This window comes from Paraburkholderia oxyphila NBRC 105797 (assembly GCF_000685075.1).
Taxonomy (GTDB): Bacteria; Pseudomonadota; Gammaproteobacteria; order Burkholderiales; family Burkholderiaceae; genus Paraburkholderia; species Paraburkholderia oxyphila.
The window spans coordinates 1-12080 of sequence record NZ_BAYD01000093.1; the positions used below are offsets into that span (position 1 = coordinate 1).

Below are 12080 nucleotides of genomic sequence, written 5' to 3' on the forward strand. Positions count from 1 at the left end.
TCCTGGAGCAGTTAGCGCGCGCGAGTCAGTTCACCACGGCAGAGCGATGTCCAGCGTTTCCCGGTTGTCGCCGAGGAACAGTGACGGAAGGAACCGCGATAGAAACGTGAACTCGTTATAACAGTGCATGAGCAGCGCTCGGCCGAACTCGTCGGGAAATATCTCGGCAACCTCTGCCGGATTCTTGCCTAGAGCGGGAAGGTCTTGTCCTATGTAGAAGTGACTGCGCAGGGCAAGACCCCACTCCGTGTCACGCCCGATATGAAGCAGGCGTCCGCCGAGAATACGTCCGTCTGCCGTTCGTTCAGGGCTTTCGCCCAGTCCAATGCAGCCACATACCGCCGCAGTCAACCGTCCTTCCTTGCGGGCACTGACATACTCGCGCTCCTCAAAGAATTCAGTTGCCTCTCTGAACTGGATCGCGAGCCGCTGTGCCGGCAGCCCCGTGAAAAATTCCTCGACCAGGTGGACAGAGCCGACATGGGTGTCGGTTGTTCCCTCCGCCCACTCACTGCTGACGTGGTCCACAGGATGCCACCAGCGATAGTGGCGCGTGTCCGGCCGCGAGCGAAACCACCACTCGAACATCTCACCGGTGCAGTTGCGCAAATCCGTGCGGCAGGCGACGTGCAGGACGCCGTCGTCCAGTCGTTCGTAGCCCGTCTCAAGGCGCAGCGGAGCGGGATCCAGCAGTTGTCCAACTTCTCCGAGTCTCATATCTTTCTCCAATAAAATCTCTCGCCTGGTCGATGTGCCTAGCCAGTTGATGATTGCACACTAACGATGCGCAAGATGGGAATAGAACAAAGCACCTGGCGCCCGTACGATTTTCGTCAGTCACATGCGAGGCTTGCAAAAATTCGCGTTTGCGGGTCGCTAACGTCAAAATGTCGTCGTCATGCCCACTCGACCGATTGCCTGAGAATGGCCGCTCGATGCTGCGTTCGATCCGAACAACCCATTGATCCATGCTCCCGTTGCCGGATTGTCGCCTGAGGCGTACTGGTAGACTCCCTCCACATAAACAGCCGTGCGCCTGGAGAACCAGTACATGAGCGAACTCGTTATCTGGTGCGCCTTGTTGTTCTGCAGGGTTGCATTGCCTTTCATGTACTCGTAGTTGGCACCGAGCGTCCATGCGTTCGATATGAACCAGTTCGCGCCAATCTGCCCGACATCGATACGTGCGCCCGTCAGCGTGTTCTCCGTATTGGTATAAAGAAGATTCGCCAGAACGAGACCGCCGAAGTTGTAATGCGCGCCAACGCCGTAGTTTCGGATGCCATCGTGGCCATTATTCATCTGAGGGTACTTGACCTCCGTATACGCCGCGCCGACGGCGAAAGGTCCGTGGGAGTAGTTGGCGCCGAAGCTGACGGTATTCCCGGACGAAAAATCTCCCGCAACCTGGCCAAACCCGTACAATGCGCCGAACGTAAATCCAGAAAAATTTGGCGACCTATATTTGACCGAGTTCGAGACGCGCGAGGACCCGGCAACGCGATCGAAGTCAGACGAGCCGGTTGGATTATTCGGGATCCCTAGTGCGGCAAACGGCCCTTGCCTGAAGTTGTAGAACCCGCCATAGAGTAGTGATCCATCAAACCCCGCGTTTTGGTCATGGAAGCCCCCGAACAGCAGCGACTCCCACATGAAATCGTGCTGGTTGCCCGCAGTCATGTCGCCAAGATTCGGGTCAGAAAGTCCCACCCATGCCTGTCGTGCGAAGATCGATCCCGGGTTGGGTATTGAGGCGCCGTCGGCAAGTTCAAACTGGCTCTCCAGCATGAATATCGCCTTTGTCCCTCCGCCGAGATCCTCAGCTCCTTTCAGACCGAACAGGTTCGGCGCCCAGACACCAGTGTCTAGCCGAGCGTTACCATGACCGCCCTGGTTGCTCACGTAGGTGATGCCCGCGTCGAGAAATCCAAACATGGTGACCGAGCTTTGGGCATGCGCGCTCGCCGCGACAAACGACATTGCGGCCAGTGCTACTGTAGTTCTCCTCATTTTTGCCTCCAATTTTCTAATTATTTAAAGTTCGCTGCTGTGATTCAGTCGACGTTGGCGTTAATCGGCCGTGCCGAGATACAGATGCCGTAGCCGGGAATCGTTGCGTATGGAATCAATCGGCCCAGAGAGGGCGAAACGACCATGCTCCATGACGTGAACGTAGTCGGCCAGATCAAGGGCGCGCTCCACGTCCTGCTCAACAATCAGCATCGTCATTCCTGACGCTTTCAGGTCGCGTAGAGCGAGATACAGGCGGTCCATCATGACGGGGGCCAGGCCCAGACTGATTTCGTCGAACACGATGAGGCGAGGGCGCGCCATCAACGCGCGACCGATGGCGAGCATCTGCTGTTGTCCACCCGACATGGACGTACCCGCTTTTTTCCGCTTCTCGCGCAAATCTGCAAACACGCTGTACACGTGCTCCAGGCGCTCGTGGATTTCCTTTGAAGGCGCGCCCCGGGCAGCCAGCACGAGGTTCTCTTCCACCGTCAATGAACTGAATATCCGTCTGCCTTCCATGCACTGCGCGAAGCCCAGGGCCGCAATGCGATGGGGAGCCGGATCGCGCAAGCGCTTCCCGTCAATCTTCATTTCTCCAGCCGTCGGGCGTACCGTGCCGGCGAGAACGTTCGCAAGCGTCGTTTTGCCGGCGCCGTTCGTACCCAGAACGGCAATGACTTCACCTTTGCCTACAGTGAGGTCGATCCCGTTAAGTACGCGTGCCTGACTATATCCAGCATGGATTCCGCGTAGTTCCAGGAGAGGAGGCGAGGCAGGCTTCTCATGCAAATGCCCGGCTGGCGCCGCCGCGCTAGCGCCGGCGGAAGGCGTCTTTTCCGGTGCAGACTGGTTATCCCGATGTTCATTTCCGTGCGCCGTGCCGAGATAGACCGCTGCCACCTCGTCGCTGGAAAGAACTTCCTTTGTCGGTCCCTCGGCGAATTTCCGGCCGAAGTTCAGAACAATCAGTCGCTGGCAGCACTCCCGCACTACGCGCAGAACGTGTTCAATGATGATGATCCCCGCAACCTCGCCTGCGAGTGAGTGAATCAATTCGATGAGTTCGGTAATTTCGCTGTCGACGAGACCAGCGCCGACTTCATCGAGTAGCAGGATTCTGGGTTCGAGCGCGAGCGCTCTTGCCACCTCCAGGCGCTTCCTGCGCAGCAGCGGCAGGTGCCTGGCCGGTAGATCTGCGCAGTCCAGCAACCCGGTACGCTCGAGGATCCGGTCGCACGCCTCGATCGCGTCGCGTTTCGAGCAAAAGGGATGAAGACTGTATCGGGCGGCGAGCAGGTTTTCGCGCACCGTCATGTTCAGGAATGGACGCGGGATCTGATAGGTGCGACCAATCCCTGAGCGCGCGCGTGCGGCTGCCCCGAGCCCGGTTATGTCCTCGCCCTGGAAGTAGACTTGCCCTCCATCTGCCTTTACGGCTCCGCCGAGTAATCCGATCAGGGTAGATTTTCCGGCACCGTTGGGTCCAACTACTCCGAGTATCTCGCCATTGGCGACAGAGAGCGACACGGAGTCGGTAGCAACGAGCCCGCCATAGCGTTTAACAAGATCGGACGCGAGCAGCAGCGGGGTGGAATGTCCGATTTTCATGATTTCCCCTTTCGGCCAAGCGTGCTTTCAATCAATCCAGCGATGCCCTGTGGCGCGAAACGTATGACGCCCATCAGGATGACGCCAGTCAATGCGAGTTGAAGAGCAGGCCAGTCGGCCAGCGCTTCGCCCAGCACAACCACGAAAATGGTGCCCAACACGGGGCCGGCGCGCAGTCCCTGTCCGCCGATGATCACGATGGATAGTGCGCTGATGGTCCACTGGAGGCCGAACGTCCCATAGGGCTCGACCGTGCCAAGCTTTAGCGCCTGGAGTGCGCCTGCGATACTGGTCAGAGCGCCCGCCAACACGAAGGCGATGAGTTTGACCCGGAAGGTGCGCACACCAAGTTGTGACGCCGAGTCCTCGTCGTCGCGCACCGCACGAAGCAGCACGGAGAACCGTGAACGCGTTGCGACGTTCATGACGACCATGGTGACTGTCACCAGGACGATCGCCATGAGGAATAGCGTGCGTAAGCCCGGTGGGTCCTGAGAAAGCACGATGCCGGATGCTCCACCGAATCCGCCGTAGTTGACCATGAACAGTCGCAGCGCCTCGGCGAGCGCGAGTGTGCCGACCGTAAAATAGAGACCGCGAAGCCTGAAGACACCTTTCGAGACGACCAGGCAAAGCCCCGCGCCAGTGAGGCCGGAAAGCGGGATTGCTATCCATGGCGGTACGCCCAGCAGGTTGACAAGACCTGTCATCGAATACGCGCCAGCACCGAAGAACGCTGCTGTGCCGAGGGAAACCATCCCGCCATAGCCCGCCATGAGGTTCCATGCCTCGGCAACCGTCAATAGCAGCAGGAGTCGGAAGCCGACTTCCAGGGCATAGTCGCCCATTTGCGGGACAACGATACCGACAAGCAGAAGAAGAGCGCCTGTAACGATTAGCGGGATGAAGGCGCTCGACGAAGAACGGGTGACGGCGATCCGGACCTGCTCCCTGGCCACCTGTGATTGGGGATTGTTGATGAGATTAGTCATTAGCGTACTCCGGACACCATGCCCTGCGGACGCAGCGCAAGGGCGAAGAGAAAGATGACGAGGCCCACCAGATCGCGATATCCATCACCGAAAACGAGCGCGCCGATACTCTGGAGAACGCCGAGCGTGATACCCGCCGCGAGTGTCCCAAAGATGTTTCCGATGCCGCCCATGACGACGACCGCAAAGCTCATCAGCAGATATGTCGAGCCGGTGCTCGGTGTGAACGAAAACGCGGTCGCAATGAGCACGCCGCCCATTGCCGCGCAAGCCGCACCAAGCGCAAAGGTGAGTGCATGGACCTTGCTGACGTCGACACCCATGACCGCAGCTGCGGCGGGATCGACTGCCGCAGCGCGCAACTCGCGACCGAACCTGGTTCGCGTAATCAAGCCATGTACTCCCAGCGTCAATGCCACGGAAACGACAAATCCGATAACGTAGATCTCCGCGACTGTGACAGGACCCGCTGTGAGCGGCCGCGCGGCGTAGCTTGTATTGATCGCCCGCGTGTCGGCGCTGAAGCACAACAGGTACAGATTCTGGAGGATGATCGAAACGCCAAACATCGTCATCATCGGAGCTTCGGTGCCTTTGTTTGCCAGCGGCCTGATGAGCATCCCGTAGAAAGGGAGCGCAATAGCGCCCATCACCACCGCAACAAGCGGCAAGCTGAGAAGAGGATCAAGGCCGGCGTATTGGGCCAGGAAGAATCCGATGTACGCGCCGCCCACAAGCAATTCTCCATGCGCCAGATTGACAAGGCGCATCACACCCAGCGCGATAGACAGGCCCAGCGCAGTCAGAGCCAGCATTCCTCCGAGCAGCAGACCGGACGCCAGTCCGCTAAGGACTACAGATAAATCTGGAAGCGAGTTCTCGAGCATGATCTTTTCTCCAGCCGTGCGTCATTGAACCGTCGGCAGCGGAAAGAGCAGCTTTCCGTTGGCCTTGTCTTGTGGCCATACCGTCACTGCCTTCCCGTTCTGCCATTGCATGACCGCAACGGGAATTCGGGATGTGTGATCTGCCTCGAACTTCACGGGTCCGACGACGTAGGTCCTGTTCGTCTTTCCTACTGCCAGGTTGATCTTTTCGCGGTCAAGGCTTCCCGCATGTGCGATCGCATCCAGTAGCACCTGAGCAGCCGCGTACGAATCGGCAATGTGCTGGCTTTGGGTTTGATGAGTCTCGGACTCAAAGCGTTTGCCGAGATCCGCCGCGCCGGGATAGGGAAAGCTGGGATCCCAGTAGCCACCGACCAGAACGCCATCAGCCAACTTTCCTAGCGCTCTGGCGAATTGTTCCGGCTCCGCACCCTTTTCCATGACCAGCAGCTTGGGGTGAAAGTCAGCCGATTCCATTTGTTTGCGCATCGCGATCGCCTGAGGAGGAATCGCATCGACCAGCGCGATGTCCGCGCTGTCCGCCTTGGCCTGATTGATCATCGTCGTGAATTGCTGCGCGTCGACGGGAAACGAGTCCTGACGTACGAGCGTGTAGCCTCCCTTGGCGAGCGCGTTGGGCCAGATCTCGCCGCCGACGACCCGGCCGTCGGGCCCATTGTCAGACAGGATCGATACCTTTTTGTTGGTCTGCAATCGATAGTCCGCGAGCATTCGAAATGGAGCGGTTCCCAGATCGGCTTCATCAAAGAAGAGCACCCAGGCGTATTTCCACTGCCGGATTGCCCTGAATGCGCCGAGCGGATCACAGCCCGATACAAGCGGGACCCGGCGACGCTCCGCCACGAGCGCCCCGGCGTTCACTAGCGCGGGCGTGCACGAGCCGAGCATTCCGACGACGCCATCCCGGGAGATCAGCGTCTCCGTGTTACTCGCCGTGACATTCGGGTCGGTTTTATCATCCCGGATGACCAGCTTCACCTGATATTGGGCGTTGCCGATCTTGATGCCACCGGCTTTGTTGATATCGTTCACAGCGGTCTCGTAGCCCCATTTCTGATAGGCCCCAAAACCCGCAAGCGGGCCGGACAGCGGCAGGGAGGCACCGATCGTTACCTCATCGGCCCTGACTGCCGTTGCGGCGAGACCAAGCGATGCGAGGATGATGGTAGCGCCAATATAATTTGGAATCCTGATCATTTTGTCTCCAGATATATTCGTTTTGTAGTTATGCCCGGTTTGCCTAAAACGCCGTCTGGTCGGATCCTTTAAGATCCAGCATCTGGCGCGCTTCGTCCGGCGTTGCGATCTCGAGCCCCAGCTCATCGAGAATTCGCCGGATTTTGTGGACCTGTTCGGCATTGCTCTGCGCCATCTGGCCGCGACCCAGATAGAGGCTGTCCTCGAGACCGACTCGCACGTTTGCACCGGCGACAGCGGCTTGCGTCAGCAAGGGCATTTGATGCCTGCCTGCGGCCAGCACCGACCACTGATAGCTGTCTCCGAAGAGCCGGTTCGCGGTTTCCCGCATGAAAGTCACGCATTGGGGATCGGGTCCGATGCCGCCGAGAATGCCGAAGATTGTCTGGATAAAGAAGGGGGGCTTTACCAGCCCGGCGTCGACGAAGTGTGCGAGGTTGTACAGGTGGCCAACGTCATAGCACTCGAACTCGAAACGTGTCCCGCAACCCTCGCCAAGGTGTTCAAGGATGTGCCGAATGTCCCGGAACGTGTTTCGAAAGATGATGTCCTCGGTGCCTTCGATATAATTTTTCTCCCACGGGTATTTCCATTCCTTGATCCTGTTCGCAGCAGGGTGAATGGAAAAATTCATCGAACCCATATTCAGTGACGCCATCTCGGGCCGGAAGCGAAGGGGTGGAGCGAGCCTTTCCTCGAGCGTCATCTTCGTCGAGCCGCCAGACGTGATATTGATGATGGCGTCCGTTTTCGCCTTGATTGCGCCGAGGAACTGCTCGAATATCGCCGGATCGGCGCTCGGGCGACCGTCGCTGGGGTCGCGCGCGTGCAGGTGGAGGATCGCGGCGCCAGCCTGCGCAGCCTCGACGGCCTGCGTCGTGATTTCCGCCGGAGTCAGCGGAAGGTAGGGGGACATGGAGGGTGTGTGGATTGCGCCGGTCACCGCACACGTGATGATTACCTTCTTCGGGTTCTTGGCCATTTGATTACTTTTCCTCGCAGCGATCTGCCGCATCCATTGCCTTCAGATGTTGAAATATCGATGATCGGAGTTCCGCCTGCTGTTCTGCAGTCCATCGACGAAAGCCGTGGCCGGTTTTCATTCCCAGCCGGCCGCTCTTCACGAGCGCGTCCAGATACGGCGAAGGGACCGGCTGGCAGTCGATGGCCGGAAGCAGGACCTGGTGGATCGCGAGCGTCAGATCTGTGCCAACGAGGTCGGCATTTTCCAGCGGCCCAAGCACGGGCAGGCGCCGGCCAAAACTCGCCTTGACGACCGTGTCGACGGTCTCGGCGTCGCAGACACCGTTCGCAACCAGTGCGATCGCTTCCCGCCAGAGTGCGTGCTGCAGGCGGTTGCCAATAAAGCCCGGAATGTCCTTCTCGACCATGGCCGGTGTCTTGCCGGCACGCGTCAGCAGATCGAACATCCGTCGAGCGATCGCGTGATCGGTGTCCGGAGTTTTGATGACCTCCACCAGTGGCACGAGGAAGGGCGGGTTCCACCAGTGTGTACCCATTGCCCGGTGCCCCGACTCCAGCCGCTCCACGATGCGGGTGATCGGGATGGCCGAAGTGTTGCTGGCGAGGATCGCATTCGCCGGCGCCAGGCTTTCGAGCTGCGCGAACAGCGTTTGCTTCCAGGAAAGGTCTTCGGGACCGGCTTCAAATACAATGTCCGCGTCGTTGACCGCCTCACCGAGCTCGGCCGCTGGCGTGATATTCGCAGCGCAGGCGCTATCGAGCGCGAGCTCGAGCAGGTTGTGCTCCGTGCGCGTTACGAGAGATGCAAGAGCATCATGGTTCACGTCAAAGACCGTGACCTGATGCCCTGCGAGCGCAAACACCTGCGCGATGCCTTGACCCATGAGGCCCGCGCCAACAATACCTATCTTTTCCATGGAAGGTTATCCCGCGGTATAGCCGCCGTCGGCGTAGAGGGTGTGGCCCGTGTGGAAATCGGAGGCCCGCGAGCAGAGGAAGAGCAGTGGGCCGGCCAGGTCTTCAGGTTCGCCAAGTCGCCCCAAAGGCACACGTGAAAGGAAGTCCGAGCGAACCTTGTTGGCCTTTTCGGTATCCTCGAACATCCACGCGGTGAGTGGCGAGCGAAACACGGTCGGGGCGATCGCATTCACGGTGATACCGTATTTGCCCCATTCGCATCCCAACGCGCGCGTCAAGCCGTCCGTTGCCGCCTTGGAAGCACAGTAAGCGGAATATCCCGCAGGGTGTCCAAGTTTTCCTCTTGCGGACGAGACGAGCACGACCTTGCCGGGCGTTCCCTGCCGGATGACGCGCTGTCCGAAAGCTCTGGACAGGAGCCAGGCGCCCGTGATGTTGCCGTGCATCACCGTGTCGAAGCGATCAGGCGACATCTCGATGATCGGGCAGGGGTCATTCAGCCCCGATCCGACGACAAGGATGTCCAGAGCGCCAAAGGCGGCTAGTCCGGCATCCATGATGGCGTCGCAATCGTCTTCCGTCGCCGGTCGGCGCGCGATGGTTGTTACCTCGGCTCCAAGCTCCCGGCATTCCTGTGCTGCTGCGTTGAGTGCCTTTTCGTTACCTGCGGCGAGGACGAGCTTTGCTCCTGCCGCCGCGAGCACCTGCGCAGCGAGCGTGCCGAACGCTCCAGATGCGCCTGTTACTACTGCAACCTTGCCGCGCACCTCGAACAGCGACCCCGGCGATTTCAGCCATTCGGTATTCATACTGCCGTCTCCGCATAGGGCATCACGACAAGCATCGTGGCCACCTCATTACTGTTGTTCTTGACCTCACGTACCTCATTGGGGGGAATCGCACAGCTATCAAGAGGGCCGAGGACGACCTCTTGCGTGCCGATGCGGAGAGTCACCTCGCCGGCGAGGACAACGTAGACTCTTTCCAGCGGCGCGCTATCCGGGCCGGCGCCTCCCGCCGGTAGAAAGTGCGAAAGGCCAACCCAGAACGAGTCCGGTCCACCCGGCGCGAAGCCCTGGAGCCGCAGCGAACGCATTTCGTGGTGGTTGGGAGCCTCATAACGCTGGGCCTCGCCGAAGCGGGTGACTTTCATGGTCAGCCTTCCCCGTTCTCGATGCGGTAGGAACCGCGTTTGTCGACGATTGCAACGAGTCGGACGATACAACCGTCGCCCTGCGTCCAGCGCCAGGGGAACGCCGCGAAGGTGACGCGTTTGCCGGTGACCTTGTCGATTTCACCGCCGACATTTTCGATACCACAAATACCGGCGCTCAGAATCGCCTGGTGGCACGGTTCCCACTCGGGGAAATCTTCGATGACCTTGCGGCCTGTCTCGCGCTCGTACTCCATGTTGACCTGGGGAAGCAGGCCATTCGGCCAGCCCGGGCCATGCGGCCCGATGGCCGTGCCGAGCGGATGATCGAGCGCTTGTGTGTCCGTGCCGATCATCTTGACCTTCTTTTTGGCGAACCACTCGCCGGCATCCTTGTAGAAGCCGGGCGAATAGGCGTAATACATGCGGCTGTCGCTGTAATGCTTGTGCCAGCCAGTGTTGACAATGACGATGTCACCCTCGCGGATCTGCGGGCTTGCCTTTTCGAGATCCTCCGCGGTGATGACCTCCCACTTGCCTTTCGGGATCGATACCACGACGCCCGTGCCGAAAAAGTAGGGCAGTGGCACCTCGTCCATAAACGGCGTGCCTTCGACGACGTGCGCCGGGGCGTCGATGTGTGTTCCCGAGTGCATCACGGTGGTGATGCGCTGCGTGAGCACACCGGACTTGGCCATGTTGTGGAGGCGCTCGATCTTCACATCTTCGAAATATGGCCAGCAGGGCTGCCCGAGACCCCACGGATGGCTGAGGTCGTAGAACTCCAGCCCCATATCATTATTTAAGTTCTCCTGATAGTTGATGCCTCGGACGGTCACAGTCATTTACGTACTCCGGTCTTGATATGTTGTTTGGGTGCTGTACCGCTATTCAGTACAATTGTACTATATCGCGGTGATGTGAATACTAGCGGGACGGTAAAGCGAAACCATTGGGGTGAACCCGAGCGGACGTGGCTTTGTGCTCAATATATTTAAGTGGCTAGAACAGATGGCCTGTCGCGGGTCTGGCAAACTAACGGCATCTACTCAGCGGGAACGGAATGCAAAATGGTTAGGCCAAGAACAGAGGAAGTTGAGCAACTTGAGGTGGAAGGTTCGCCGGCAGAGAGGCCGGCGGTTCAGGTGATAGCGAGAGCCGCCGCAGTGCTTCGGGCGCTCAAGGAACATCCAGATGGCCTCTCGCTTGGTGAGTTAGCGAAGCTTCTCTCACTGCCCCGGTCTACAGTGCAGCGTATCGTCGATGCGCTTCACGCCGAGAACCTGGTCATTGCTGCGTCACTTGCGAAAGGAGTGCGACTCGGGCCAGCGCTCCTGCCTCTGGCGGCGGCCGCAAAATTTGCGATCGTTGAAATCGCGCGCCCGACGCTCCAGCAGATCTCCCGCGAGTGCGGAGAGACCGTTGATCTCTCGCTACTCGATGCAGATAAAGTGGTCTTTGTGGATCAGGTCCGCGGCACCCATCGGTTGCGGGCTGAATCCGACATAGGCATTTCGTTTCCGCTGCACTCGAGCGCGCCTGGCAAAGCGATGCTGGCTGAACTTGATAGAGATGAACTCGATCGTCTCAAGGCTGCGTTGCGTCTAGGCAGGCTTACGAGCCGCACGATCGTTAGCTGGCCTGCACTCGAGGACGCGCTTGCAGAGATTCGCCGTACAGGCCTGAGCAGTGACCTCGAGGAAAATGCGGATGGTGTTTGCGCAATCGCGGCATCGCTTCGCCTCCCCACTGGCGAGTTGGCAGCGATCTCGATACCGGTACCGACCCAACGCTTCCTGGACATTCGAGAACAACTGGAGACGCTTTTACAGGAACAGTGTGAAAAGTTGCAGCAACGGCTCCGTGGGAGCCGGTTCGGTTAGGACGCGAAACCCGGTCACCGTGACCGATACGAACATCACAGATGGCTCAATGGTCTGCACCCGCTCCCTGTGGGTGCGTACTTCCGCGGCGGGGAGGCGCATTCGGGGGAGGCGCGTCAATCGTCGAGCCCGACAACTTGTACGTGCCCGACACGGACCACGCTGGACGTTGTGAAGCTCGGCGGTTATTCCGGTCAAGCGACCGAATCTTGTTGCGGTGCTTCAATGGAGCCAGCGGCTCGCGTGCATCGAGGCGACAGAAGAGCGCCAGTCCCTGCGGAGGAGGTTATCGTCGCAGGTGTCGGCACTCCCGACGCTGGCCGGAAGCGGCACGCGCTACGATTCGCGTTCGGCAATGATGGGCGACGCGACGCTGGCGCAGCAGGTCGATGCGCTCGCGAACACGACCGACAACTACCCT

At 59.4% G+C, this 12080-nt stretch carries 12 protein-coding genes; 1 reads left to right on the forward strand and 11 read right to left on the reverse strand.

Features of this window, described 5'->3' with window-relative positions:
• Positions 1-30: 30 nt before the first annotated feature.
• The 11 genes from BO1_RS36945 to BO1_RS36995 form a co-directional block, all read right to left on the reverse strand.
• Positions 31-717 carry a DAPG hydrolase family protein gene (locus tag BO1_RS36945; RefSeq protein WP_028221876.1) on the reverse strand — a complete coding sequence of 229 codons (687 nt, stop codon included), beginning with the start codon at positions 715-717 and terminating at the stop codon, positions 31-33.
• Positions 718-882: 165 nt separating this feature from the next.
• Positions 883-2010, reverse strand: coding sequence for a porin (locus BO1_RS36950; protein ID WP_028221877.1), 1128 nt, complete (start codon positions 2008-2010; stop codon positions 883-885).
• Between the two features lie 60 nt (positions 2011-2070).
• A complete protein-coding gene (locus BO1_RS36955) occupies positions 2071-3624 on the reverse strand; it encodes an ATP-binding cassette domain-containing protein (RefSeq protein ID WP_028221878.1) in 1554 nt (517 codons plus the stop codon).
• The gene (locus BO1_RS36960; protein WP_028221879.1) at positions 3621-4616 is read right to left on the reverse strand and encodes a branched-chain amino acid ABC transporter permease; all 996 of its coding nucleotides are present in this window, start codon (positions 4614-4616) and stop codon (positions 3621-3623) included. The genes BO1_RS36955 and BO1_RS36960 overlap by 4 nt, the downstream gene beginning before the upstream one ends.
• Positions 4616-5503: a branched-chain amino acid ABC transporter permease gene (locus BO1_RS36965; protein ID WP_043288130.1), complete on the reverse strand. Its 888-nt coding sequence runs from the start codon at positions 5501-5503 to the stop codon at positions 4616-4618. The genes BO1_RS36960 and BO1_RS36965 overlap by 1 nt, the downstream gene beginning before the upstream one ends.
• Before the next feature lie 21 nt (positions 5504-5524).
• The gene (locus BO1_RS36970) at positions 5525-6721 is read right to left on the reverse strand and encodes an amino acid ABC transporter substrate-binding protein (protein ID WP_043288134.1); all 1197 of its coding nucleotides are present in this window, start codon (positions 6719-6721) and stop codon (positions 5525-5527) included.
• Positions 6722-6764: 43 nt separating this feature from the next.
• Positions 6765-7703, reverse strand: coding sequence for a BKACE family enzyme (locus BO1_RS36975; protein WP_028221882.1), 939 nt, complete (start codon positions 7701-7703; stop codon positions 6765-6767).
• Positions 7704-7707: 4 nt separating this feature from the next.
• On the reverse strand, positions 7708-8622 hold the full coding sequence (locus tag BO1_RS36980) for a 3-hydroxyacyl-CoA dehydrogenase family protein (protein ID WP_084688500.1): 915 nt from the start codon (positions 8620-8622) through the stop codon (positions 7708-7710).
• A 6-nt stretch (positions 8623-8628) separates the two neighbouring features.
• Positions 8629-9432: an SDR family NAD(P)-dependent oxidoreductase gene (locus BO1_RS36985; protein ID WP_028221884.1), complete on the reverse strand. Its 804-nt coding sequence runs from the start codon at positions 9430-9432 to the stop codon at positions 8629-8631.
• Positions 9429-9776, reverse strand: coding sequence for a cupin domain-containing protein (locus BO1_RS36990; RefSeq protein WP_028221885.1), 348 nt, complete (start codon positions 9774-9776; stop codon positions 9429-9431). The genes BO1_RS36985 and BO1_RS36990 overlap by 4 nt, the downstream gene beginning before the upstream one ends.
• A 2-nt stretch (positions 9777-9778) precedes the next feature.
• A complete protein-coding gene (locus BO1_RS36995; protein WP_043288137.1) occupies positions 9779-10621 on the reverse strand; it encodes a cyclase family protein in 843 nt (280 codons plus the stop codon).
• Positions 10622-10846: 225 nt separating this feature from the next.
• On the opposite strand from BO1_RS36995, the gene BO1_RS37000 reads away from it, so the two are divergent.
• Positions 10847-11659 (forward strand): IclR family transcriptional regulator, encoded by an 813-nt coding sequence (locus BO1_RS37000; RefSeq protein WP_052409729.1) that lies wholly within the window; start codon positions 10847-10849, stop codon positions 11657-11659.
• Positions 11660-12080: the final 421 nt, after the last annotated feature.

What these genes read in the sequence shown, in the direction of transcription:
- BO1_RS37000 (WP_052409729.1), top strand. Translation starts at nt 10,847, where the DNA reads ATGGTTAGGCCAAGAACAGAGGAAGTTGAGCAACTTGAGGTGGAAGGT.
- BO1_RS36985 (WP_028221884.1), bottom strand. Translation starts at nt 9,432, where the DNA reads ATGAATACCGAATGGCTGAAATCGCCGGGGTCGCTGTTCGAGGTGCGC.
- BO1_RS36955 (WP_028221878.1), bottom strand. Translation starts at nt 3,624, where the DNA reads ATGAAAATCGGACATTCCACCCCGCTGCTGCTCGCGTCCGATCTTGTT.
- BO1_RS36945 (WP_028221876.1), bottom strand. Translation starts at nt 717, where the DNA reads ATGAGACTCGGAGAAGTTGGACAACTGCTGGATCCCGCTCCGCTGCGC.
- BO1_RS36975 (WP_028221882.1), bottom strand. Translation starts at nt 7,703, where the DNA reads ATGGCCAAGAACCCGAAGAAGGTAATCATCACGTGTGCGGTGACCGGC.
- BO1_RS36965 (WP_043288130.1), bottom strand. Translation starts at nt 5,503, where the DNA reads ATGCTCGAGAACTCGCTTCCAGATTTATCTGTAGTCCTTAGCGGACTG.
- BO1_RS36980 (WP_084688500.1), bottom strand. Translation starts at nt 8,622, where the DNA reads ATGGAAAAGATAGGTATTGTTGGCGCGGGCCTCATGGGTCAAGGCATC.
- BO1_RS36995 (WP_043288137.1), bottom strand. Translation starts at nt 10,621, where the DNA reads ATGACTGTGACCGTCCGAGGCATCAACTATCAGGAGAACTTAAATAAT.
- BO1_RS36950 (WP_028221877.1), bottom strand. Translation starts at nt 2,010, where the DNA reads ATGAGGAGAACTACAGTAGCACTGGCCGCAATGTCGTTTGTCGCGGCG.
- BO1_RS36970 (WP_043288134.1), bottom strand. Translation starts at nt 6,721, where the DNA reads ATGATCAGGATTCCAAATTATATTGGCGCTACCATCATCCTCGCATCG.
- BO1_RS36990 (WP_028221885.1), bottom strand. Translation starts at nt 9,776, where the DNA reads ATGAAAGTCACCCGCTTCGGCGAGGCCCAGCGTTATGAGGCTCCCAAC.
- BO1_RS36960 (WP_028221879.1), bottom strand. Translation starts at nt 4,616, where the DNA reads ATGACTAATCTCATCAACAATCCCCAATCACAGGTGGCCAGGGAGCAG.